Source organism: Pseudomonas jessenii, from assembly GCF_002236115.1.
Taxonomy (GTDB): domain Bacteria; phylum Pseudomonadota; class Gammaproteobacteria; order Pseudomonadales; family Pseudomonadaceae; genus Aquipseudomonas; species Aquipseudomonas jessenii.
This window is the reverse complement of sequence record NZ_NIWT01000007.1, coordinates 310,480-334,245: the sequence shown is the minus strand read 5'-3', so window position 1 is coordinate 334,245 and position 23,766 is coordinate 310,480. Positions and strand designations below refer to the sequence as shown.

Annotated in this window: 24 protein-coding genes and 1 pseudogene; 17 read left to right on the top strand and 8 right to left on the bottom strand. The window is 60.6% G+C overall.

What is annotated here, in order from left to right; genetic code table 11:
- Positions 1–565: 565 nt before the first annotated feature.
- The 5 genes and pseudogenes from PSJE_RS24420 to PSJE_RS24405 all read left to right on the top strand — a co-directional run bounded on the left by PSJE_RS24420 (position 566) and on the right by PSJE_RS24405 (position 4,948).
- The gene (locus PSJE_RS24420; protein WP_056722503.1) at positions 566–1,882 is read left to right on the top strand and encodes a Na+/H+ antiporter family protein; all 1,317 of its coding nucleotides are present in this window, start codon (positions 566–568) and stop codon (positions 1,880–1,882) included.
- A pseudogene (locus PSJE_RS32305) lies at positions 1,782–2,876 on the top strand (cache domain-containing protein); the annotation flags it as partial. The gene PSJE_RS24420 and the pseudogene PSJE_RS32305, both read left to right, overlap by 101 nt.
- Positions 2,877–2,960: 84 nt before the next feature.
- Positions 2,961–3,782, top strand: a complete 822-nt coding sequence (locus PSJE_RS32300; RefSeq protein ID WP_372884022.1) for a methyl-accepting chemotaxis protein — start codon at positions 2,961–2,963, stop codon at positions 3,780–3,782.
- A 154-nt stretch (positions 3,783–3,936) separates the two neighbouring features.
- Complete coding sequence (locus PSJE_RS24410) at positions 3,937–4,689, top strand: C1 family peptidase (protein WP_090456813.1); 753 nt, start codon at positions 3,937–3,939, stop codon at positions 4,687–4,689.
- Between the two features lie 103 nt (positions 4,690–4,792).
- A complete protein-coding gene (locus PSJE_RS24405; protein ID WP_079246731.1) occupies positions 4,793–4,948 on the top strand; it encodes a metallothionein in 156 nt (51 codons plus the stop codon).
- 27 nt (positions 4,949–4,975) lie between these two features.
- On the opposite strand, the gene PSJE_RS24400 is transcribed toward PSJE_RS24405, so the two are convergent.
- Complete coding sequence (locus tag PSJE_RS24400; RefSeq protein ID WP_090456811.1) at positions 4,976–5,254, bottom strand: hypothetical protein; 279 nt, start codon at positions 5,252–5,254, stop codon at positions 4,976–4,978.
- Positions 5,255–5,287: 33 nt separating this feature from the next.
- Positions 5,288–5,515, bottom strand: coding sequence for a DUF6555 family protein (locus PSJE_RS24395; RefSeq protein ID WP_057714008.1), 228 nt, complete (start codon positions 5,513–5,515; stop codon positions 5,288–5,290).
- 145 nt (positions 5,516–5,660) lie between these two features.
- Here PSJE_RS24395 and PSJE_RS24390 point away from each other — a divergent pair, with 145 nt between their 5' ends.
- From PSJE_RS24390 to mnmH, 5 genes are all read left to right on the top strand, one after another.
- Entirely contained in the window at positions 5,661–6,440 is a 780-nt protein-coding gene (locus PSJE_RS24390; RefSeq protein WP_057714009.1) for an AraC family transcriptional regulator, read from the top strand.
- A 105-nt stretch (positions 6,441–6,545) separates the two neighbouring features.
- Positions 6,546–6,719 (top strand): DUF1427 family protein, encoded by a 174-nt coding sequence (locus PSJE_RS24385; protein WP_079246732.1) that lies wholly within the window; start codon positions 6,546–6,548, stop codon positions 6,717–6,719.
- A 27-nt stretch (positions 6,720–6,746) separates the two neighbouring features.
- Positions 6,747–7,703, top strand: coding sequence for a quinone oxidoreductase family protein (locus tag PSJE_RS24380; protein WP_090456809.1), 957 nt, complete (start codon positions 6,747–6,749; stop codon positions 7,701–7,703).
- A 175-nt stretch (positions 7,704–7,878) separates the two neighbouring features.
- On the top strand, positions 7,879–8,913 hold the full coding sequence (gene selD / locus PSJE_RS24375) for a selenide, water dikinase SelD (RefSeq protein WP_057714011.1): 1,035 nt from the start codon (positions 7,879–7,881) through the stop codon (positions 8,911–8,913).
- Positions 8,913–10,016: a tRNA 2-selenouridine(34) synthase MnmH gene (gene mnmH / locus PSJE_RS24370; RefSeq protein ID WP_057714012.1), complete on the top strand. Its 1,104-nt coding sequence runs from the start codon at positions 8,913–8,915 to the stop codon at positions 10,014–10,016. The genes selD and mnmH overlap by 1 nt, the downstream gene beginning before the upstream one ends.
- Positions 10,017–10,153: 137 nt before the next feature.
- Here the strand turns inward: mnmH and PSJE_RS24365 are convergent, their stop codons facing one another.
- A complete protein-coding gene (locus PSJE_RS24365) occupies positions 10,154–10,825 on the bottom strand; it encodes a hypothetical protein (protein ID WP_057714013.1) in 672 nt (223 codons plus the stop codon).
- Between the two features lie 367 nt (positions 10,826–11,192).
- On the opposite strand from PSJE_RS24365, the gene PSJE_RS24360 reads away from it, so the two are divergent.
- On the top strand, positions 11,193–11,903 hold the full coding sequence (locus tag PSJE_RS24360; protein WP_090456807.1) for a glutathione S-transferase family protein: 711 nt from the start codon (positions 11,193–11,195) through the stop codon (positions 11,901–11,903).
- Between the two features lie 152 nt (positions 11,904–12,055).
- Complete coding sequence (gene hemB, locus PSJE_RS24355; protein ID WP_090456805.1) at positions 12,056–13,030, top strand: porphobilinogen synthase; 975 nt, start codon at positions 12,056–12,058, stop codon at positions 13,028–13,030.
- Between the two features lie 136 nt (positions 13,031–13,166).
- Here the strand turns inward: hemB and PSJE_RS24350 are convergent, their stop codons facing one another.
- Positions 13,167–14,702 carry an FAD-dependent oxidoreductase gene (locus PSJE_RS24350; RefSeq protein ID WP_090456803.1) on the bottom strand — a complete coding sequence of 512 codons (1,536 nt, stop codon included), beginning with the start codon at positions 14,700–14,702 and terminating at the stop codon, positions 13,167–13,169.
- Between the two features lie 137 nt (positions 14,703–14,839).
- Between PSJE_RS24350 and PSJE_RS24345 the strand changes: the two genes are divergently transcribed.
- A complete protein-coding gene (locus tag PSJE_RS24345) occupies positions 14,840–15,931 on the top strand; it encodes a DUF1615 domain-containing protein (RefSeq protein ID WP_090456802.1) in 1,092 nt (363 codons plus the stop codon).
- A gap of 77 nt (positions 15,932–16,008) precedes the next feature.
- On the opposite strand, the gene PSJE_RS24340 is transcribed toward PSJE_RS24345, so the two are convergent.
- Positions 16,009–16,449 carry a phage infection protein gene (locus PSJE_RS24340; RefSeq protein ID WP_090456801.1) on the bottom strand — a complete coding sequence of 147 codons (441 nt, stop codon included), beginning with the start codon at positions 16,447–16,449 and terminating at the stop codon, positions 16,009–16,011.
- 261 nt (positions 16,450–16,710) lie between these two features.
- Between PSJE_RS24340 and PSJE_RS24335 the strand changes: the two genes are divergently transcribed.
- Entirely contained in the window at positions 16,711–17,334 is a 624-nt protein-coding gene (locus PSJE_RS24335) for a glutathione S-transferase family protein (protein WP_057714019.1), read from the top strand.
- A 133-nt stretch (positions 17,335–17,467) separates the two neighbouring features.
- Here the strand turns inward: PSJE_RS24335 and PSJE_RS24330 are convergent, their stop codons facing one another.
- On the bottom strand, positions 17,468–17,908 hold the full coding sequence (locus PSJE_RS24330; RefSeq protein ID WP_007976812.1) for a CBS domain-containing protein: 441 nt from the start codon (positions 17,906–17,908) through the stop codon (positions 17,468–17,470).
- A gap of 244 nt (positions 17,909–18,152) precedes the next feature.
- Here PSJE_RS24330 and PSJE_RS24325 point away from each other — a divergent pair, with 244 nt between their 5' ends.
- Positions 18,153–20,513 carry a DNA polymerase II gene (locus PSJE_RS24325; RefSeq protein ID WP_167362874.1) on the top strand — a complete coding sequence of 787 codons (2,361 nt, stop codon included), beginning with the start codon at positions 18,153–18,155 and terminating at the stop codon, positions 20,511–20,513.
- Here PSJE_RS24325 and PSJE_RS24320 read toward each other — a convergent pair.
- Both PSJE_RS24320 and PSJE_RS24315 read right to left on the bottom strand, forming a co-directional pair.
- Complete coding sequence (locus PSJE_RS24320) at positions 20,478–20,948, bottom strand: DUF1810 domain-containing protein (protein ID WP_090456797.1); 471 nt, start codon at positions 20,946–20,948, stop codon at positions 20,478–20,480. The two genes, PSJE_RS24325 and PSJE_RS24320, sit on opposite strands and share 36 nt — an antisense overlap.
- Positions 20,949–20,977: 29 nt before the next feature.
- Positions 20,978–21,799 (bottom strand): aldo/keto reductase, encoded by an 822-nt coding sequence (locus PSJE_RS24315; RefSeq protein WP_090456795.1) that lies wholly within the window; start codon positions 21,797–21,799, stop codon positions 20,978–20,980.
- 207 nt (positions 21,800–22,006) lie between these two features.
- On the opposite strand from PSJE_RS24315, the gene PSJE_RS24310 reads away from it, so the two are divergent.
- Together PSJE_RS24310 and PSJE_RS24305 are read left to right on the top strand one after the other, a co-directional pair.
- Complete coding sequence (locus PSJE_RS24310; protein ID WP_057716584.1) at positions 22,007–22,756, top strand: hypothetical protein; 750 nt, start codon at positions 22,007–22,009, stop codon at positions 22,754–22,756.
- A gap of 216 nt (positions 22,757–22,972) precedes the next feature.
- The gene (locus PSJE_RS24305) at positions 22,973–23,758 is read left to right on the top strand and encodes a sulfite exporter TauE/SafE family protein (RefSeq protein WP_090456794.1); all 786 of its coding nucleotides are present in this window, start codon (positions 22,973–22,975) and stop codon (positions 23,756–23,758) included.
- Positions 23,759–23,766: the final 8 nt, after the last annotated feature.

Below are 23,766 nucleotides of genomic sequence, written 5' to 3'. Positions count from 1 at the left end.
CCCCAGCGCCTGGTTTTCGCCCTGGGACTCGATCCGGGCCTGGGCCGCCTCTGTCAGCATCTCCATACTCGAGGCTTTCACCAGCTCGGAGCTGTGCTCCATGCGGTACAGCGAAAGACCCACCAGCAGGGTCACGATGCCCGCCAGGCACAGCCCGGCCAGCAGGGTGATTTTCCATTGAATGGAAAGTTGTCTGAGCGACATGGAGACGTCCTTATTCGATAAATATCTGAGACTTTGCACTGTAACGGCCGGGATTTTGGTTTCTTTATCCCGTCTATCGGCGATCAACCACTTCCCCCTTGTAGGAGCGAGCATGCTCGCGATGGTCGTCAACGATGACGATGGAAACCTGATCCCCCCCGGTGCTCTCAGGTGCATCGCGAGCTAGCTCGCTCCTACAGGTCATGACATGTCGTTACATATCGACAGCGTCGAGGTGCTTTGACAAGGAGGTGACGCTGCGGCACAGTGCGCGCCCTCTAATAAAACCCATTCCTTAATCCGCTGGTGGCTCTTCGCAGACTGCCGGACGGAGTCTTTTCGTTTGTATCGAGGTAATGAAATGAATGCAGTAATTGCCGCGGTCGGCATCATGCTGATCCTCAGCCTGTCCCGCGTGCATGTGGTGATCGCCCTGATCGTCGGTGCGCTGGTCGGTGGCTTGACCGGTGGCCTGGGAATCGAGGCGACGCTCAAGGCTTTCAACAGCGGCCTCGGTGGCGGGGCGACGGTGGCGTTGTCCTACGCCTTGCTCGGTGCTTTCGCCGTGGCCATTGCCAAGTCCGGCATGGCCCATGCGCTGGCCGACAAGGCCCTGGCCATGGTCGATCGCCAGCACGCCAGCGGCGGTGGCCAGGTCAAGTGGCTGCTGATTGGCCTGCTCTGGGTCGTGGCCATCGCCTCGCAGAACATCTTGCCGATACATATCGCGTTTATTCCGTTGCTGGTGCCGCCGCTTCTTTATGTGCTGACCAAGCTGCAACTGGACCGTCGACTGATCGCCTGCGTCATGACCTTCGGCCTGATCACGCCCTACATGTTCCTGCCGGTGGGCTTCGGCAACATCTTCCTCAATGAGATCCTGCTGGCCAACGTCGCCCGCAGCGGCGTGGACATCAGCGGCATCAACGTGACCCACGCCATGGGCATTCCGGCCCTGGGCATGGTGGCGGGCCTGCTGATCGCGTTTGTCAGCTACCGCAAGAAGCGTGTCTACGACCTGGCGAAGATCGAACAGGTCGAGCAAGTGGCGGTGCAATACAACCCGCTGAGCCTGATGGTGGCCGGCGTGGCCATCGCGGCGGCGTTCATCATTCAGTTGTTGCTCGATTCGATGATCATCGGTGCGCTGGTCGGCTTCCTGATCTTCTCGGTGTCGGGCATTGTCAAATGGCGTGACACCGACGACCTGTTCACCGAAGGCATGAAAATGATGGCGATGATCGGCTTCATCATGATCGCCGCCTCGGGGTTTGCCGAAGTGATGAAGGCCACCGGTGAGGTGCAGACGCTGGTCGAGTCGTCGGCGTCGTACATCGATCACAGCAAAGGCATTGGCGCCTTGCTGATGTTGCTGGTGGGGTTGCTGGTGACCATGGGCATCGGCTCATCGTTCTCCACCGTGCCGATCCTGGCGGCGATCTTCGTGCCGCTGTGCGTGCAACTGGGCTTCAGCCCGTTGGCGATCGTGTGCATCGTCGGCACGGCCGGTGCCCTGGGCGACGCCGGTTCACCGGCTTCCGACTCGACCCTGGGCCCGACTTCCGGCCTGAACATCGATGGCCAGCACCATCACATCTGGGACACCGTGGTCCCGACCTTCCTGCATTACAACCTGCCGTTGCTGGCGTTCGGCTGGGTGGCTGCGATGGTCCTGTAACCAATTCCCTTCTGATTACCCTGGATCAAAATGTGGGAGCGAGCTTGCTCGCGATGGCGGTGAAACAGTCAACATCTATTTGGCTGACAGTCCGCTATCGCGAGCAATCTCGCTCCCACAGGGGGCTCTACTGTTCCGATTGACTGCGTTCAACTTTTGCCCTGGCGTGCCGTTAAAGCTTTTAACCACGCCAACAAAAATCAAAGGAGTGAACGTCATGCGCATGAGCCTCAAGGCCAAAGTCCTGTCCCTTGCCGTCCTCCCGGTGTTGCTGTTTGCGCTGGTCATCAGCCTGACCACGCTGTTCATTCTTCAGGATCAGGCGCGCAAGGAAGTCGAGCAGACCCGCGAGCGCCTGCTCAGCGATGCCAAGGCAACCTTGCAAAGCTACGTGGCCGTGGCCATGACCACGATCAAACCGCTCTACGACGCCGCCGCCCCCGGCGATGAGGCGGCGCGGGCCCAAGTGATCAAGCTGCTGTCGAGCATCACCTACGGCAAGGACGGTTACTTCTTCGGTTACGACTCCAACACCGTGCGCCTGTTCAAGGCCAACAGCCCCGAGGGCGTGGGCCAGAGCTTCAAGGACAACCGCGACCCGAACGGTGTCTACGTCAACCGCGACCTGGTGAAAGTCGCCAAGGACGGTACGCACTACCTGCAATACAGCTCGCCATTGCCTGGCAACACCCAGGTGCTGGTGCCCAAGCTCGGCTACACCGAATACCTGCCGAAGTGGGACATGGCGGTCGGCACCGCGGTCAACCTCGACGGCATCGAAGCACAAGTGGCCGTGGTCGAAGCCAAGGTCCAGGAGCGCATGCAAGGCATGGTGCTGAGTATCGTTGGCGTAGCAGTCGTGGTGCTGTTGGTGATCGCTGCTGCCGGGATGTTGTTGGCCAACACCATTCTGCGTCCGCTGCATCTGATGAAAGCCAACCTCGACGACATCGCGGCGGGCGAGGGCGATCTGACCCGCCGCCTGACCATCACCAGTCAGGACGAGCTCGGTGAACTGGCCGGCTCGTTCAACCGTTTCGTCGACAAGATCCACGGCCTGGTACGGCAGATCACCGAAATGACCTCGCAACTGACCGGACTGGTGAACCAGGTGTCCGACCAGGCCAACCGTTCGGACCAGGCCATGGAACGCCAGCGTCACGAAACCGATCAGGTGGCCACAGCGATCAACGAAATGTCGGCGGCGGCCCAGGAAGTGGCCAAGAGCGCGCAGAACGCCGCGGTAGCAGCCCAGCAGACCGACGAAGAAGGGCAGGCGGCCAAGCGTGTTGTGGCCGGCAGCATCGAGAAGATCCATGCCCTGGTGGACGACATCCGCAGCAGCGGCGTGTCCCTGGACAGCCTGCAAAAAGACGTGTCGTCGATTGTCAGCGTGCTCGGGGTGATCCGCTCGATTGCCGAGCAGACCAACCTGCTGGCGCTCAACGCGGCCATCGAAGCCGCCCGCGCCGGCGAGGCCGGGCGCGGCTTTGCGGTGGTGGCCGATGAAGTGCGGGCGCTGGCCAGCCGCACGCAAATCAGCACCCAGGAAATCCAGGGCATGATCGACCGTTTGCAGGCCGGCACCCAGTCGGCGGTGGAGGCGATGCGTCGCTCCAGCGAGGCCGGCGACGGCACCTCGGCCCAGGCCAACGAGGCGGGGGCTTCGCTGGACACCATGGCTCAGCTGATCGCGACCATCAACTCGATGAACGCACAGATTGCCAGTGCCGCCGAAGAGCAGACCGCCGTGGCCGAAGAGATCAATCGCAGCGTGCACCAGATTGCCGTGGCGGTGGACAGCGTCGCCGACGAAACCCAACTCGGCGCGCAAACCTCTCGCAGCCTGGCCGACCTCGGTCAGCGCCTGGGTAGCCTGGTCGGGCAGTTCCGTATTTGACAGTTATGGTTAACAACGCGAAATGGTGTGGTTTTTATAACTAAACAGTATTGAACAACTGTCATATTTGACAGTTGTTGCCGTTGGCTTATTGGTCTTTCATTTCAATGACATAGCGAGGTAACTGCAAACCATATAGAAACAGGGGCTAAGTATGAGGTTTTGGCAACTCTCATGTTTCATCCTGGTTGGCGGCTGTGCCGTTACCGTGACGGCACAGGCTCTGGATATACCAAGCTCAGTGGACTGGCGTACCCAGGGAGCTGTTACCAGAGTCAAGCAATTGGGGACTTGTGGCTCCGGTTATGCTTTTTCAGCGGTGGGTGCCCTGGAGGGCGCATTGTTTTTGCAAACCGAAAGACTGGTCGAGCTTTCCGAGCAGCAGATTCTTGATTGCAGCAGTGAGCAAGGTAATCAAGGATGTGATGGCGGGCTGATGGATTACACCTATGACTACGTCAAGCAACACGGTATTCAGTCAGAAGAATATTACCCTTACACAGGCGGCGGGGGACGCTGTGATGCAGGCATGATCAAGGCTGTCGCCGCCAATACGGTGACCTATACGAATATTCCTCGTGGCGACGAGGAGGCACTGCGCCAGGCCGTAGCCAAAGGGCCGGTATCGGCGGCGATTGACGCTTCCGACAACTTTAAAAAATACTCCGGCGGGGTATTGAATGATGAAGATTGCGATGAAAATGATTTGAATTACGCCGTGCTTATTGTTGGTTATGGCACCGAAGATGGCGAGGATTATTGGCTGGTGAAAAATAGCAGGGGGCCGGAGTGGGGGGAGGCCGGGTATATAAGGATGTCCAGAAACAAAGATAATCAGTGTGGCATCGCCTCTTACGCGTCATTCCCAGTCCTCGCGAAACGGATAATTCATCAAGGACTCAAGTAGTGCGCGATTCGCGCTGTTGCGGTGTTGCAGTCGACCCCTACACTGAAAAGCACGGGTTGTTTTCATCTCCCCCCGACGACCACTACCCACAGGAGTCAAACCCATGACTGAGCGTATATGCGATTGTCCGAAGTGTTCCTGCAAACTCGGCGAGCACCCGATCGTGCGTCACGGCAAGCACTATTGCTGTGAAGCCTGTGCCAAGCATCACGAGCACGGCGAGGAGTGCGCCTCCCAAGGCTGCAAGTGTGCCCACTGAAAACCACGGCATACGCAAAAGTGGAGCCTAGTCCGGCTCCACTTCCAGCCTGAGGCTGTCATCTTCCAGGCGTTCGCTGTGGCGGACGGTGCCTTGCAAGCGCCGCCCTTCGACCCGCAGCACCAGGGTCTTGGCTTGCTCCAGATCTTCCGGCAGAGGCACCGGGACGCGTATGGCGAAGCAGAATGGGTCATTTTCGACCTGTTCCAGTCCGATTCGGCACTCGGTGCTCCTGGTGATGCGGCCGCTCGGCGTGTCCAGATCGTAGTCCAGTTGCACAGGGCTGTTGACGGGTGTTGCGCTCATATCCCTTCCCCCGAACCTGATGGTTACCGGATATTAGTTCGCCGGCCGCCACTTGACGTTTTCCACGCCGAATTTTTCAGCCATCGGCTTGCTGGTTTTTTGCACCTTCTCGCGTCCGAATCGGGGGATTCGCCCCACCCCCGCGTCACAACTCGCCCAATGCCAGGCTTCTGCGTTATCCATTTTTTCCAGTCGGATGATGAATGATTTCGGAGCACCATGGAGGGTGTACTCGATGACGAATAATTTTGCACTGTTCATAAAGCCCCGGTTCCTCCCTGTTGTACATAAAAGGATCGCGCGCCATCAGAAAAATTCACTCGGATTGTCAGATACCGGCGGTTGCTGGCGACACGTTCGGCGCCTCGTTACCATGAAGCCTTCCCGTACCCAATGAACATAGACCATGGCCCTCGCCGCACCACCTGACCTGAGTGACACCGATGTGCCTGTGCAACCGCTGGCCCGCACCTATCCGCGCGGGTTGTACATCGAGCCCCATGAGCACGTCTGGGGCCAGTTGCTGTATGCGATGAGCGGGGTGATGTGGGTCGAGACGCCGCATGAGGCGCTGGTGGTGCCTCCGCAACGGGCGGTGTGGTTGCCGCCCGGCGTGCCGCATGGCATCCGTGTGGTATCGGACCTGCAAATGCGCAATATCTACCTGCGGCCGTCCCTGGCGGCGACCCTGGATGACAGCGTTCAGGTGATCGAGGTCGGCGGTTTGCTGCGCGAACTGATCGTCGGGCTGGTGGAGCAGGGTAACGACGGGGCGCCCGAGTATTACGACGCGCTGGTGGGCCTGGCGCTGCTGGAACTCAAGCGGGCCAGGCGTTCGCTGCTGAAAATTCCGCTGCCGGACGATTCCGACCGACGGCTGATGAACCTGTGTCAGGCGGTCATGGCCGCGCCATCACTGGACATTCCTTTCGAACAACATGCGGATAATGCCGGAGCCAGCGTGCGCACCCTCGCGCGGCTGTTCAAGGACGGTTTGGGCATGGGCTTCGCCGAGTGGCGGCGTCAGGTGCAATTGGCGACGGCGGTGGCCGAGCTGATCCAGGGCGTACCGGTCAGCGCGATTGCCCGGGAGCTGGGATATTCGCCGAGCAGCTTCAGCGACATGTTTCGTCGTGAGCTGGGCGTTGCCCCTTCGCAGTTTCCTGCGGCGCAACGCCAGGACTGATTTCGTCGAAGCCAGGCTTTGGCCGAAATTCAGAAGCACTTGACCGATGGTCAAAGGCGTCGCCCCCTAGACTTGGCGCATACCTCAATTGCCCCGGAGTCTGCGATGAACTACCTCGTGTCATTGGCCATCGGTCTGGGCGTCGGTCTGCTCTACGGCGCCCTGGATTTTCGTTCCCCCGCACCCCCGGCCATCGCCCTGGTGGGCCTGCTCGGCATGCTCGCTGGCGAAAAGCTCTGGCCGATGGGGCGGGGGCTGGTGGCTGGCTGGATCTCCTGAACCCTTTTCGACTCGATGGATACGCCCATGAAAGCTCTGCAATTCGATAAAACCGGTGATCTCTCGGCCCTGCGCTACGTTGAGGTGCCTACCCCCGTTCCCGGCGCCGATGAAGTGCTGGTCGAGATCAAGGCCGCTGGCCTCAACCCCAGCGATGTGAAGAATGTGCTGGGACGTTTTCCCTACACCACCTTGCCGCGGATTCCCGGTCGTGACTTTGCCGGTGTTGTCGTGGCCGGCCCGCTGGCGATGATCGGTCGGGAAGTCTGGGGCACGGGCAAGGAACTGGGCTTTTTCGCCGACGGTTCCCACGCGCAGTTCGTCAAGCTGCCGGCCAACGGCGTGGCGCTCAAACCTACGCATCTGAGCTTTGCCCAGGCCGCCAGCCTTGGCGTGCCGTACACCACGGCGTGGGATGCGCTGGAGCGCAGTCTGGTGACGGCCGAAACCCGATTGCTGGTCATCGGTGGCGGGGCAGTCGGCAGTGCCGCGCTGGCCTTGGCCAAGGTGCGCGGTGCCCGGGTGTTGGCGGCCGCGCGGCGTCCGGAGCAGGTCAAGGATTTGCAGGACCAGGGCTACCAGACCCTGCAACTGGATAAACCCGAAGACCTGGGCGCACAGGTCAACGCGGTGTATGCCGGCGGCGCCGACGTGATTTTCGACACCACCGGTTTCTGGCTGCCGGCCTCGGTAGCGGCCCTGGCCACGTTCGGCCGCATCGCGATCATCGCGGCACCCGTGGACGGTCACGTGCAGTTGCCGGCCCTGGCGTTGTATCGCAAGGGTGGCTCGGTTGTGGGGATCAACTCGTTGCTGTACGGGGTGCAGGCGTGTGCGGCGATGCTCGAACAGTTCGGCCGGTTCTTCGATCAAGACCTGTTGCCGTTGCCCCAGGGCTTGTTCGAGTCGCCATTGGCCGAAGGCCTGGAGCGTTATGCCGAGGTGAATCAGGGCAGTGGTGACAAAGTGATTTTGCTGCCGTAACCGCAATCAATGTGGGAGCGAGCCTGCTCGCGAAGGCGATGGCACATCCAGCATGGATGTGCCTGACACACCGCTTTCGCGAGCAGGCTCGCTCCCACAAGGTCCATGGCCACGCAACGCCTTGCGCATGCCTCGCTCTGCTAGAATCGGCCCATTGACCCAATGAGGTACCCCTATGAGCGAGCCGATTCGCCTGACTCAGTACAGCCACGGCGCTGGATGCGGTTGCAAGATTTCTCCCCAGGTGCTGGAAGTGATCCTGGCCGGCAGTGGGGCGCAGAACCTCGACCCGAAACTTTGGGTCGGCAATGCCTCGCGCGATGATGCGGCGGTGTATGCAATCGATGATGAACGCGGCGTGGTCTCGACCACCGACTTTTTCATGCCGATCGTCGACGATCCCTTCGATTTCGGTCGAATTGCCGCCACCAATGCCATCAGCGACATCTATGCGATGGGCGGCGATCCGTTGATGGCGATTGCGATTCTGGGCTGGCCGGTGAACGTGCTGGCCCCGGAAGTTGCCCGGGAAGTGATACGCGGCGGTCGTTCGGTGTGTGACGCGGCGGGCATCCCGTTGGCGGGTGGGCACTCCATCGACGCGCCAGAACCGATCTTTGGCCTGGCCGTCACCGGTCTGGTGGAAAAGCGCCACATGAAGCGCAACGACACCGCCACGGCCGGTTGCCTGCTCTACCTCACCAAGCCCTTGGGGATCGGCATCCTTACCACGGCCGAGAAAAAGGGCAAATTGCGCAACGCCGACATCGGCCTGGCCCGGGACTGGATGTGCACCCTGAACAAACCCGGCAGCCGTTTCGGCAAGCTCGACGGTGTGACCGCGATGACTGACGTCACCGGTTTCGGCCTGCTCGGGCACCTGGTGGAAATGGCCGACGGCAGCCAGCTCACGGCGCGCATTGAGTATGACCGCGTACCGCGCCTGCCGGGGGTGGAGTATTACCTGGAACAAGGCTGCGTACCGGGCGGGACTCTGCGCAATTTCGACAGCTACGCCAGCAAGCTCGGACGCCTTCAGGAGCTGCACAAACGTGTGCTTTGCGACCCGCAGACCAGCGGTGGCCTGCTGATTGCCGTGACGCCTCAAGGCAACGAGCAATTCCTCTCGGTGGCCGCCGAACTGGGCCTGAGCCTGGAACCGATCGGTGAACTGGTCGAGCGACAGAGCAACGCAGTCGAGGTGTTTTGATGTTCGTCGACTGCACTGATTACCGCGACATCTTCCTCAACGACCGGCCAATGATGGATGCCCGCGCGCCGGTCGAATTCAACAAGGGGGCGTTTCCCGGCGTGATCAACCTGCCGTTGATGAATGACCATGAACGCCAGCGGGTCGGCACCTGCTACAAGCAGCACGGCCAGCAAGCGGCCATCGTGCTGGGGCATCAACTGGTGTCGGGCGCGGTCAAGGCCGAACGCATCCAGGCCTGGGCCGATTTTGCCCGGGCGCATCCGGATGGCCTGCTGTATTGCTTTCGCGGCGGCCTGCGCTCGCAGATTGTCCAGCAATGGCTCAAGGACGAGGCCGGCATCGACTATCCACGGGTGGGCGGTGGCTACAAGGCTATGCGAACCTTCCTGCTGGACACCCTCGATCAAGCCGTGACCCAGTGCAATTTCGTCTTGCTGGGCGGGATGACCGGCACGGGCAAAACCGAGGTGCTCACGCAACTCGACAATGCCGTGGACCTTGAAGGTCATGCCAACCATCGCGGCTCCAGTTTCGGCAAGCGCGCCACGGGCCAACCCTCGAATATCGACTTCGAAAACCGCTTGGCCGTAGACGTACTGAAAAAACGCGCCCGGGGCATCGAGCAGTTCGTACTGGAAGACGAAAGCCGTGCGGTGGGCAGTTGTGCCTTGCCGTTGCCGCTTTACCAGGGCATGCAGCAGTTTCCGATGGTGTGGCTTGAAGACAGCCTGGAAGGGCGGGTCGAGCGGATCCTGCGCGATTACGTGGTGGATCTGTGCGCCGAATTCATCGACGTGCATGGCGAGGAGGGCTTTGCGCTGTTTTCCGAACGCTTGCTGGCAAGCCTGAACAATGTGCAGAAGCGCCTGGGTGGCGAACGTCATCGGCGCATGCTGGTTTTGATGGAGGATGCGTTGGCCGAGCAGGCCCGCAGTGGCGCGGTGGATCTGCACCGGGGCTGGATCGAAGGCCTGCTGTGCGAGTATTACGATCCGATGTATGCGTTTCAGCGGGAGAAGAAAGACGCGCGGATCGAGTTTGTCGGGGAGCGGGGGGCGGTTCTCGAGTATCTGCGTGAGCGAGTGAATCAACGAAAGTGATGTAGGTTTAACTGGCCCTATCGCGAGCAAGCTCGCTCCCACAGGGTTCAGTAGTGCTCATGCCTTCGTGATCACACTGCAAATCCAATGTGGGAGCGAGCTTGCTCGCGATGAGGCCGGATCAGGCATTACAGGTTTCAGGTCGGACAGGTTTCGGCACCATTATCCAGGCCTTGCTTGTACACATGGCTCTGCAAGCTGGCCTTGCCGTTGTGCCAGGTCAGGGTGAGTACATACAGCGAGTCGTAGTCGCTGGACTCCCAGTCATCCGTGATGGTCATTTTTTTGCCGGTGGCGTCGCCGGCAACCTTGTTGATCAGCTCCGGCAGATAGCCGTGGGACCAGGCCGTGTAGATGACCGCATTGTGGTACTTGTCGTGCAGCAGTTCATCGGCCAGGTCACTGGTGTCATTGGCGGAAAAGTTGATGTTCACCGGCAGACCAAGCTTGATGGCGCTGGGGCTGATGGTCATCAGTGGGCGGATGTAACTGTAGGAATTGTCGAGCTCGCCTTCCTCGACGTTACGCGTCGGGTTCGCCGCAAACACATAGTTGGCCTTGCCGAACTTTTCCGGCAGCAGCGTGGCCAGGTCGATGGCGCGGTTCAGTCCCTGGCAATTGAGCTGGCCCAGGCCTCCGGCGGGTTTTTCCCCGTGGCGCAGGAAGACCAGCGTCTGGGTGCCATCCATCGGTTGGGCGCGACTCAGGCCGGACTCCAGCGTCAGGCACACCGCGCTAACCACCAATAAGGCGGGCAACAAAAGGTAAGCGCGATGTTTGAAGCGTTTGGCAAAATTAAACAGATTCATGTGTAAAGGGTCTTCAGCGCAATTCGGTTAAGGCTGACAAACCTCTACACCACGATTGTCCTGCGTCGGGTGTTTTCCATGTCATTGAAGCCGGTCCGTCATCAAAGAGGTGGTTCTCAGAGTCCCCTGAGCCCGTTTGGTTCGATTCCGGCCGAGTGGGCGGCAATGTACCGGTAACCTTCACGGGTTTGCAGCGAAGGTTATCGACAGGATGTTGCACAATTGTGGACACGCTACACCGGATGGCGTTGAAACCGTCGTGATTTCTTTTGATCTCGCCTATCAGCGAGATCGATGGCTTCAAGGGATCGCTGAGCCGATATCTACATTATGATCGTCACTCTCAATGTCTTCGTGGATCGTGCCCATGACCGATTTGTCCGCATTCCCCATCACCCGCAAATGGCCTGCCCAGTATCCGGAGTGGATTCAGCTGTACTCCTTGCCGACCCCCAACGGCGTCAAGGTCTCGATCATGCTCGAAGAGATCGGCCTGCCGTATGAACCTCACCGGGTAGGCTTCGACACCAACGACCAGATGTCCCCGGAATTTCTTTCCCTGAATCCCAACAACAAGATTCCGGCGATCCTCGACCCCCACGGTCCGGACGACCGGCCGCTGGCGCTGTTCGAGTCGGGCGCGATTTTGATCTATCTGGCCGACAAGAGCGGGCAACTGCTGGCCCAGGAATCGGCACCGCGCTATGAAACGATTCAGTGGCTGATGTTCCAGATGGGCGGTATTGGTCCGATGTTCGGCCAGCTCGGGTTTTTCAACAAATTCGCCGGCAAGGACTACGAAGACAAGCGTCCCCGTGACCGCTACGTCGAGGAAAGCAGGCGCCTGCTCAAGGTGCTGGACGATCGTCTGCAAGGGCGTGAATGGATCATGGGCGAGCGCTACACCATCGCGGACATTGCCATTTTCCCGTGGGTGCGCAACCTGATCGGCTTCTATGAAGCCGGCGATCTGGTGGGCATCCAGAACTTCCCTAACGTCACGCGGGTGCTGGAACGCTTCCTGGCGCGACCGGCGGTGGTGCGCGGGCTGGAAATCCCGAAACCAATCTCGAATTAAACCTCTTGCCTGTAGGAGCGAGCGTGCTCGCGAAAAACGTAAGGGCAACGCGAACATTCAGACAATGCGCGTTATCGTTTACGACCATCGTCGGAACGCCGCCCGGAGCAAGCTCGCTCCTACATCTTGTCCTCTGAAATTCAGGAAAACCCATGTCCAGTCAGTTCCCCGAAGCACGCCCACGCCGTCTGCGCCGCAATGCGAGCCTGCGCAGCCTGTTCCAGGAGACCGAGTTCAGCCTGAACGACCTGGTACTACCGATTTTCGTCGAAGAAGAAATCGACGACTTCGTGCCGATCAACAGCATGCCCGGCGTGATGCGCATTCCCGAGTCGAAGCTGGCCGGCGAGATCGAGCGCTACGCCCGTGCCGGGATCAAGTCAGTGATGACCTTCGGCGTCTCCCACCACCTGGACAGCAGCGGCAGCGACACCTGGCGCGAGGATGGCCTGGTTTCGCGCATGTCGCGCATCGCCAAGGACGCGGTGCCGGAAATGATCGTAATGTCAGACACCTGCTTTTGCGAGTACACCGACCACGGCCATTGCGGCGTACTGCACAACCATGAAGTCGACAACGACCAGACCCTGATCAACCTCGGCAGGCAAGCCGTCGCGGCGGCCCGGGCCGGTGCCGACGTGATCGCCCCCTCGGCGGCCATGGACGGGCAAGTCCAGGCGATTCGCCGGGCGCTCGATGATGCCGGGTTTACCCAGACGGCGATCATGGCCTATTCGACCAAATTTGCTTCGGCGCTCTATGGCCCGTTCCGCGAGGCCGGCGGCAGTGCGCTCAAGGGCGACCGTAAAAGCTACCAGATGAACCCGATGAACCGCCGCGAAGCGATACGCGAATCGTTGCTCGACGAACAGGAAGGCGCTGATGCGCTGATGGTCAAACCGGCCGGTGCATACCTGGACATCATCCGCGACATCCGCGAAGCCTCACGCCTGCCGCTGTCGGCCTATCAGGTGAGCGGTGAGTACGCGATGATCAAGTTTGCCGCCCAGGCCGGGGCCATCGATGAAGACCGTGTGGTGCGCGAGAGCCTGGGGGCGATCAAACGCGCCGGGGCAGACCTGATCTTTACGTACTTTGCGATGGACCTGGCGCTGGCGGGGATCTAGGCACCAGCGCATATCCCCCTTGTAGGAGCGAGCTTGCTCGCGATGGTCGTTAACGATGACACGTGTTTACTGACTAAACGCGGCGCCCTTGAGTCCATCGCGAGCAGGCTCGCTCCTACAGGGAGATGTGGTGTTCTCAGGGCGCGCCGAAAAACGGCCGGATCCCGTGATCACGGAAATACCGTTCGATCACTTTCGGGTCCGCGCAAGTTTCGGCAATCGCCACATAGGTATCGGGCCGCAACAAATAAAAGCCGTTGCGCCCCAGGCCCGCGGCTTCGAACGCCGGTCGCCAGTCGAACACATGCAGTGGCAAATGGTGCTCGTGGCACCAGGCGATCATCTCGTCGCTGGTGTCGCCATAGACATGCACCTGCCAGGTCAGGCACTTGAGCGACTCAAAATTATCCCCCTCACCGTCATGGGCCCAGGGCAGGCGATCGCCACCATGCACGTGCCCGGCAACGCCCGTGCTCAGCGGCATTCCACGATAATTGAGGGTGATCTGCGACACCGTGCGAAACATGAATTCGCGAGAGGTTTCGAACGAGGTTATTTTCGGTATCAAGAACGGGGCCAGGCGTGTACGCAGCAAGTCGGCAATTCGCCCATCGGCAGTGACGAAGTTAAATACCCGGTCGGTGGTGGCCACCAGTTTGCGTGCAAACGCGATGCGCTCGGTTTCATAGGTGTCGAGCAGTCTGGCCTCTGCGCCGCCGCTCAACACGGCCGCCAGTTTCCAGGCCAGGTTGATGGCATCGCCAATCCCGGTGTTCATGCCCTGGCCGCCCGCCGGGCTGTGCACGTGGGCGGCATCCCCCAGTAAAAACGCCCGGTCTTTGCGGAAGTGATCCGCCACCCGATGATGTACGCGATAGGTCGAAAACCAGTTCAGTTGCTCGATCTTCACCTTCATGTGCTCGATGGCCCTGCTGCTGACATCCTCGAAGCGCAGGGTCTCGGCGTGTTCGGCGCGTTCGTCGCGTACCGTGCCGATCAAGCGCGCACGACCACTGCCGGCCAGCGGGAACACGGCGAGGAAGTCTGCCTCGTCGAGGTCCACATGCAGTTCGCCGTTGAATGTCGGGCCGCTGCCCTGTACGTCGGCGACGTAGAAAATCTGCTGGTAAGTCCCGCCGGGAAACCCGGTCTCCAGGGTTTTGCGCACAATCGACCGGGCACCATCGCATCCGGCCAGGTAACAGGCCTGGCAGATTTCCTGCTGACCGTCGGGCAAGTGCAGCGTGGCCGTGATGCCGTCTGCGGTTTGCTCGAAGTCCGCCAGTTCGGTGTTGCGTTCCACTGTGATACCGAAAGCGTTCAGGCGCTCGATCAGCAGCCGTTCGTGTTCGTCCTGGGGGAAAATCTCGAGAAACGAGTAGGGCGTCAGGCCTTCACCGATCTGAGACAGGGGCAGGCGCGCCACGGGCTCACCCTTTACCCAGAAATTGCCGGCCGTTACTTGATGTCCGTTTTGCACCACGGCGTCGTCCAGTCCGAGCTGGCGATACAACTCCAGCGTCCGTGCCTGGACGGCCAGCGCCCGGGACGTGGTGCCGGGGGCGGAGGTTTTGTCGACGATCCGCACGCGCACGCCGAGTTTGCTCAGCCACAACGCCAGGACCAGCCCGGTGGGGCCGGCACCGATGATCAACACGTCGCTGCGGTGCATGAACCTGTCCTCCTCGCTGTGTGAATCAAGTATGGTCCAGTCGGGGAGGGCGGCAACCGTCGGACTGCCACGGACGTAGCCGCTGACCTGCCATTGGTCGTATGGTTGGCCCGGACCAACGGATTAGATGGAACGACATGCAAATCAGATTGATCACAAGCGTCGCCGTGTTGCTGGTATTAACCGGTTGCGGCAGCCAACGGACCCAGGAACCGGTGGCGCGCAGCCCGGCCGAAGTGAAGGCCGAGATTGTGCGTTTGCTGCCGGCCAAGGCTGCCGATCGCCAGGGTTGGGCCACGGATATCCAGGTGGCGTTTACCGCGCAAGACATCTCGCCGACCACGCAAAACCTGTGCTCGGTGCTGGCGGTGACTGAACAGGAATCGACCTTTCAGGTCGATCCGAGCGTACCGGGCCTGGGCAAGATCGCCCGCGACGAGATCGACCGCCGTGCCGCCAAGGCACATATTCCCGGGCTGTTGGTGAGCGGTGCGTTAATGCTCGACTCGCCCAACGGCAAAAGCTACAGCAGCCGCCTGAATGCCGCGCGCAGTGAAAAGGAACTGAGCGCTGTTTTCGATGACTTCATCGGCATGGTGCCGATGGGCAAGACCCTGTTCGGTGGCTTCAACCCGGTGCATACCGGCGGGCCGATGCAGGTCAGCATTGATTTTGCCGAGCAGCAGGCCAAGGGCTATCCGTACCCGGTGAAGGGCTCGATTCGTCATGAAGTGTTCACCCGACGCGGCGGCATGTATTTCGGCATTGCGCATCTGCTCGGGTATCCGGTGAGCTACCCACAGCCGTTGTACCGCTTTGCGGACTTCAACGCGGGTTGGTACGCCAGCCGTAACGCCGCGTTCCAGAACGCGGTGAGCCGGGCTTCCGGTATCTCGTTGGCGCTGGATGGCGACCTGGTGCGCCACGGTTCGATCATGCCCGGCACCACGGAACTGGCCGTGCGTACCCTCGGCAAGCAACTGGACATGCGCAATCCGACGATCCGGGAACAACTGGAAGAGGGGAACACCCTGGCGTTCGAAGACAGCAAACTCTATCGGCGGGTTTTCGAACTGGCCGAACGGGCCGAGGGCCGGCCGTTACCCCGTCAAGTGTTACCCGGGATCGTGCTGCAAAGCCCGAAAATCACCCGCAAACTCACCACCGCGTGGTTCGCCAAGCGAGTCGATGAACGCTACCAGCGCTGCATGGCGCGGGCAGGGCAGTAATCGCGGCGCAAAAAAAGCATAAAAAACCCGGCGGGTGAGGCCGGGTTTTCATTGAGTCCTGCGGTCAGGCACTGCATTCAGACAGCGCGGCTTTCGATCAAACGATCCGAACCACCTTCGGCGACGCGGTTTTGCAGGAGCTTGTCGGAGCCACCTTCAGCGACGCGGTTTTGCAGGAGCTTGTCGGAGCCACCTTCGGCGACGCGGTTTTGCAGCAGTTTGTCGGAACCGCCTTCAGCGACGCGGTGTTGCAGCAGTTTGTCGGAACCGCCTTCGGCGACACGGTTTTGCATCAACTTGTCGGAGCCACCTTCAGCGACACGGTTTTGCAGGAGCTTGTCGGAACCGCCTTCGGCGACGCGGTTTTCGATCAGGCGATCCGAACCACCCTCGGCCACACGGCTTTCAATCAGACGATCCGAGCCGCCTTCAGCGACTACAGGTTGAACAGAGTTTGCGGCGAAAGCGTTAACTGCGAAAACCGAGAAAGCGATGCTGAGGAGGGTTTGGCGTTTCATGATGGTGTGCTCCGGGGTGCTTATGGGTTGGTATGGAGCAGATGTTACGCCGGAGATTTTTTAAGAGAACTTCATTGAGGTGATGGTGAACATCGACGGCAATGATAGGACCGACGCCAAACCCCAAGTGAACGTGATGGTGCGATCGTCGGATGGTCGTGGTGTGGCGGGTGGTGGCTTCTACACTGGTTAGCTGGCGCGATCCTCAGCCGCGACGCTTGATGCGGCACTGCAGAGGTTACGGTATGCAAGGAGACGTTTATGTACCAGCTCTACGGCCATCAGAACTCCGGGGCGGCGGCCATCGAAGCCGCCCTTGAGCTCTGTGATGTTCCTTATCGCTTCATCGATGTCGAGACGTCCGCGGAGGCGGCCCAGGCGCTGGAGAAGCTCAACCCGCTCAAACAGATTCCGACCTTGCAGCTACCCGATGGCGCTGTCCTGACCGAGAGCGCGGCGATCCTGATCCACCTCGGGCTCACCTTTCCCGCATCGGGATTGTTGCCGCAGGATCCGGCCGAGCGGGACCAGGCCATTCGCGGCATGGCGTACATCGTCAGCAATTGCTATGCGGCCATCGGCATCATCGATTACCCCGAACGCTGGCTGGCCGAGGCGGATGAGTTGTCCAGGCAGAACCTCATGGAGGGCGCCCGCCGGCGCCTGCACTGGAGTTGGGAGGTGTTTGCCGATCAGTTTTCGGGTGAGTTGTACCTGGGCAGCGAAAAACCAGGGGGCCTGGATGTGCTGGCGGCGGTGATCTCGCGATGGGCGGGTAGCCGGGAACATTTGCGCAACGCCCGGCCGGGTTTTTTCGCCTGGCTGGAACGCATCGACCGCCACCCGGCACTGGCACCGGTGTTCGCCCGGCATTGGCCGGCTTGAAAACACCACATACCCTGTGGGAGCGAGCTTGCTCGCGATGACGGCCTGACATTCGACATCAATGTCGGCTGACAGGACCCCATCGCGAGCAAGCTCGCTCCCACAGGTTTTCGGGTGAATGTTGAGTCCGGCTTTATTCCCCGCGAATGTACTGTTCCAGCTGGCGAATCAGTTCAGCCTGTTCGGCAATGGCTTCCTTGACCAGGTCACCGATCGACAGCAGGCCGATCAATTTGCCGCCTTCGACCACCGGCAAGTGACGCAGGCGTCTATCGGACATGATGCCCAGGCAGGTATCCACGGTTTGATGGGTGTCGACGGTAATCACCGGTGACACCATGATGTCGCGCACCGGCGTGCCCACCGAAGAGCGGCCGTGCAACACCAGTTTGCGCGCGTAATCCCGTTCGCTGATGATGCCCAGCACTTCATCATTTTCCACCACGAGCAAGGCGCCGACGTTTTTCTCGGCCATCTTCATCAGCGCTTCGAGCACCATGTGGTCGGGTTTGATCTGGTGCACTTCCTGATTCTTCTGATCTTTGAGCTTGAGCAGTTGGGCGACGGTTTTCATGGTGGTTACTCGGGTGTTGTCGTTGTTCTTGAAGAATCGTAGACGCAAGCGTTCAGGGCAAGGGCGAAAGCGGCAGATAACACGCAAAAAACGTCATTTGGCGGTTTTTCTTTGGTAAACCCCACATTCCGGCCAACGAACCACCTGTGGGATCGGTGTCTGCCTGACAGGCCTGCGGCAAACGCGCTATCACGACTGATGACGGGTAGAATCACCCTCTGAATCAGTTTCGAGGTTTGCAGTGGTGGATCTACAGCAGGGCTTCGTCCTGACCCGGCATTGGCGCGACACCCCGGCCGGTACGGAAGTCGAATTCTGGCTGGCGACCGACAGCGGTCCCCGGCGTATCCGCCTGCCTCATCAACCGTCGGTGGCGTTCATCCCGGCTGCGCAGCGTCAGCCCGCCGAAAGTGTTTTGCATGACGAGAAAAACGTCGAGCTCAAGCCCCTGGCTCTGCAGGATTTCGAACATCGCCCGGTCCTCGGTCTCTATTGCCAGCAACATGGCCAGTTGATGCGCCTGGAAACCGCGCTGCGCCGGGCCGGTGTCGAGGTGTTCGAAGCCGACGTGCGCCCGCCGGAACGCTACATGATGGAGCGCTTCATCACCGCGCCGGTGCGCTTCAGTGGCACACCGGATGTCGAGGGCCTGCTGCTCGATGCGCAGATGAAACCCGACCCCGATTACCGGCCGAGCCTGAAACTGGTGTCCCTGGACATCGAGACCACGGCCCAGGGCGAGTTGTACTCCATCGCCCTGGAAGGCTGCGGCGAGCGCCAGGTGTACATGCTCGGTCCGCCCAATGGCGATGCCAGCCAGGTGGATTTCCAGCTCGAATACTGCGAGTCGCGCACCCTGTTGCTGAAAAAGCTCAACGACTGGTTTGCCCGGTTCGACCCCGACGCGATCATCGGCTGGAACGTCGTGCAGTTCGACTTACGGGTGCTTCACGAACACGCCCGGCGCCTGGCGGTGCCGTTGAAACTGGGGCGTGGCGGCGAGGAAATGCAGTGGCGCGAACACGGCAGCGGTAATCACTACTTCGCATCTGCGGCTGGCCGCCTGATCATCGACGGTATCGAGGCCCTGCGTTCGGCGACCTGGAGTTTCCCTTCGTTCAGCCTGGAAAACGTCGCGCAAACCTTGCTCGGCGAAGGCAAGTCCATCGACAACCCGTACCAGCGCATGGACGAAATCAATCGCATGTTCGCCGAGGACAAACCGGCGCTGGCCAAATACAACCTCAAGGACTGCGAACTGGTCACGCGGATTTTTGCCAGGACCGAGTTGCTCACCTTCCTGCTGGAGCGAGCCAGCGTCACCGGTTTGCCGGCCGATCGCATGGGCGGTTCGGTGGCGGCGTTCACGCACCTGTACATGCCGCTGATGCACCGTCAGGGTTTCGTGGCGCCGAACCTCGGTGGCAAGCCACCCGAAGCCAGCCCCGGCGGTTTTGTCATGGATTCGCAGCCGGGACTGTACGAGTCGGTGCTGGTGCTCGACTACAAAAGCCTCTACCCGTCGATCATCCGTACCTTCCTGATTGACCCCGTGGGACTGATTGAAGGGCTCAAGCACCCGGACGACAGCGAGTCGGTGCCGGGATTTCGTGGCGCGCGCTTTTCCCGCACCCGGCATTGCCTGCCGTCCATCGTCGCCCGGGTGGCCGAAGGCCGGGAAACCGCCAAGCGCGAACACAACGCGCCGCTGTCCCAGGCGCTGAAAATCATCATGAACGCGTTCTACGGTGTGCTCGGCTCCAGCGGTTGTCGTTTCTTCGACACGCGCCTGGCGTCGTCCATCACCTTGCGCGGGCACGAGATCATGCTGCGCACCCGCCAGTTGATCGAAGCCCAGGGGCATGCGGTGATTTACGGCGACACCGACTCGACGTTCGTCTGGCTGCGTCGCGCCCATGGCCAGCAGGAGGCGGCGCAGATCGGCCACGCGCTTGTGGCGCACGTCAATCAGTGGTGGCGCGAGCACGTGCAGCAGGAATACGGCCTGCAAAGCGTTCTCGAATTGCAGTTCGAAACCCACTACAAGCGCTTTTTGATGCCGACCATTCGCGGCGCCGAGGAAGGCAGTAAAAAGCGCTATGCCGGGCTGGTCACCCGGGAGGACGGCAGCGACGAAATGGTCTACAAAGGCCTGGAAACCGTGCGCACCGACTGGTCGCTGCTGGCCCGGCAGTTCCAGCAGGAACTGTATTCGCGGATCTTCCTGCGCAAGCCCTACCAGGATTATGTGCGTGACTACGTGCGCAAGACCCTGGCCGGTGAATTCGATGACCGGCTGATCTACCGCAAACGCCTGCGCCGCAGCCTTGATGACTATCAGCGCAACGTACCGCCCCATGTGCGCGCGGCGCGCCTGGCCGACGAGTACAACGACCGGCAGGGACGCCCGCGGCAGTATCAGAACGGCGGCTGGATCAGCTACGTGATCACCGTCGCCGGCCCCGAACCGCTGGAAGTGCGCAGCGCGCCCATCGATTACGACCACTACATCACCCGGCAGCTGCAACCGGTGGCGGACGCGATACTGCCGTTTGTCGACGACGACTTCTCAACCCTGATTGGGGGGCAACTGGGCCTGTTTTGAGTCCATCAGCGACAGGGTCCAATCATCCAGGATGCCGTGGAAGTACTGGTTCAAGGCTTGCTGGAAAAGGTTGTCGGCATCGGCGACCTGGGCAAACAGGGTCATCGAGGAATGAAACTTCAGGTCGTCGGGATGACCGAAAATCCCCGCTACCGAGCGCTCCCGGATGTTCAGCACTTCCTGGGTGCAGGTACGCAGCCGGGCGCCCAGCAACGGATGATCAAGGTAGGCCAGGGCTTCCTCCCGCGAGCGGATGGCAAAGCGGCGCGACATCTCGCTGTCGCCGAGTCCGGCAAACTGCGGAAAAATGAACCACATCCAGTGACTACGCTTGTGTCCGTTGTTCAGCTCGTTTTGAACCCGGTCGAATACCGGGTCCTGAGCCTGGAGAAAACGTTGCAGATTGAACGGGTCCAGGTGGTCGGTGCTTCTCATGGCGAAGCTCTCTGACAGGCTGCGGTGGTTCAGACCATGGCCAGCCGCTGTTTGCGTTGTGGCGCGTGAAACGCTTGGTCCAGCGCCTCCAGATCCCCGGGCTCAAGCTGCAACGTGGCGGCCTGGGCGTTGAGGCGTACATGTTCGAGTCGGACCGCCTTGGGGATGGCGATCACTCCTTCCTGACGCAGTATCCAGGCCAGTGCCACCTGAGCCGGTGCGACGCCGTGACGGGCAGCCACCTGCTTGAGCGCGACCTCCAAAAGCATTTTACCGCCTTGGCCAATCGGGCAGTAAGCCATGACCGGCGACCGCCGTTGTTGGCTCCAGGGCAGCAAATCAAATTCTATGCCCCGTTGCTCCATGTTGTAGAGCACCTGATTGGTGGCACAGGCCGGGGCGTCCAGTTCCAGCAGGTCGTCGAGGTCGAAGTTGGACACGCCCCAACGGCCAATCTTGCCGGCTTCGCGCAAGCGCTCGAAGGCGTCGACGGTTTCTTCCAGGGGATACTGACCGCGCCAATGCAGCAGATACAGGTCGATGTAATCGGTGCCAAGCCTGCGCAGGCTTCGCTCGCAAGCCTGGGGAATGCCCTGGCGACTGGCGTTGTGCGGGTACACCTTGCTGACCAGAAAGACGTTGTCGCGCTGGCCGGCAATGGCATCGCGCACCACTTCCTCGGCACCGCCTTCGGCGTACATTTCCGCAGTGTCGATCAGGGTCATGCCCAGCTCGATACCCAGGCGCAGTGCCGCGACTTCTTCCGTGTGCCGTGAACGGTCTTCGCCCATCTGCCAGGTCCCCTGGCCGATGACCGGGACCCTGGTGCCAGCCAGTTCAAGCGTGCGCATGCAAGCCTCCTTTATGAATGCCGATGGTTATTTCAGTGGGCACCAGAATAGTCCATCGGCTCCGCCGCAGGCTGCGAACTCTTGAGCTGCACCTTGCCGGTGATCGATTGCTCTGTGCCGATACTGCACTTTTTCGAAATGTCCGGCTCTATCCATGGCAGCCTGCGGCGATCCCCACCGCCGGCCCATGCCCAAGTCCAAGAACCCATGGCTCGAGTTTCACCCACGATCACCACTAAAATCCGCCGTCATTGCCTGCTGCTTGCAGGTCTGTCGATGCTCTACGTCACCGGTTGCAGCCAGCAGCAGGGCGGCGACATCATCAACCAGATGCGCGAAGGCAAACCCCAGGAGTTCCTGCAGACCAGCGTCGACCGCATGGCCACCCTGACCATGCGCGACAACCTCAACAGCCTTTACCTGCTGATGAGCAAGCTCTATCTGCGTAACCCCGACGAGCTGAAAAAATCCGGTTTCCTCGATGCCCGCACCGCCGGCAAGCAAGTGCGCATGGCCATTGAGCTGCAGCAACCATTGCCGACCCTGGGCGGCAAAAAGGACCTCGCGGCCCTGCGTTTTGCCATGAGTCCGGAGTTTCTGGGCGACCGGGTCGGGGCGTTCATCTATGCCATCGGCAGCATGCTGGTGACCGCCCATGGCAATCGCCTCGAGTTCTACATGACCGATACGATCAACCCGGTATTTGTCAGCAATGCCGCACGCAATATCGAAATCGCCACCTGGATCCTCAGCCAGCGACAGAACAAAGAGGGCCAGCCCTTGCTGTTCTCCAACGAAATCTCGGAGGAGGGCAGCAACCTGAGCTTTGCCGTCGAGTTCGGCAAGATCGTCGCCCGGCTGGACCTGCTGACCCGGATGCTCGATGAACGCTACCGGCGCATCGGCGTGAACTATGCCCAGAGCCTGCTGTTCCTGAATTTCCTGCCGGTGCAGTGAATCTGGCACGCAACCCTGTGGGAGCGAGCTTGCTCGCGATGACTGAGTGTCAGTCGCCATGATGCCAACTGATACACCGCCATCGCGAGCAAGCTCGCTCCCACAGGGTGACATGGTGCTTCCGGCATAAAGATAGATCGCATCGATATAACTGGTTATAAGAAATATCGCTATGCTGCGGGCCAGATTTCCCCTGCGATCTTTGTGGAAGTATTCATGGATTTAGTGAACATCGGGTTGGTCGTTGCCGGGCTGGTTGTCGGCTTCATCGTCGGCATGACTGGCGTAGGTGGCGGGTCGCTCATGACCCCGATCCTGCTTGGGTTCGGCATCAACCCGGCGACGGCGGTCGGTACCGACCTGCTGTACGCCGCCATCACCAAGTCCAGCGGCGTACTGGTTCACCGCAAGAACAACAACATCGACTGGGCGATCACCGGCTGGCTGACCTTGGGCAGCGTGCCCGCGGTGGCGATGACGCTGTGGTTCCTCAGTACCCTGCACAGCGCCCCCGAGTCGATGAACGCGATCATCAAGCAGGCCCTTGGGTTCGTGTTGTTCGCCACGGCTCTGGCGATCCTGTTCAAGAAGCGCCTGCTCGACTTCGCCCACAAACGTGCGGGTGGCAACTACAACCCCAGCGGATTGCGCTTGAACGTGATGACAGTCATCACCGGGCTGGTCCTTGGCGCCATGGTCGCGCTGACGTCCATCGGTGCCGGTGCACTGGGCACCGTGGCACTGTTCATTCTCTATCCGATGCTGCCGACCCGCCGCCTGGTGGGGACTGAAATCGCCCACGCCGTGCCGCTGACCCTGGTCGCGGGCCTTGGCCACGCCAGCATGGGCAACATGGATTGGCACGTCCTGGGTTACTTGCTGGTGGGCTCGTTGCCGGGGATTTACCTGGGCAGCCACCTGACCGGGCGTATCTCCGACGAATTGCTGCGCCCTTGCCTGGCGACCATGCTGTTGCTGATCGGCTACAAACTGGCGTTCTGAATCAAGCC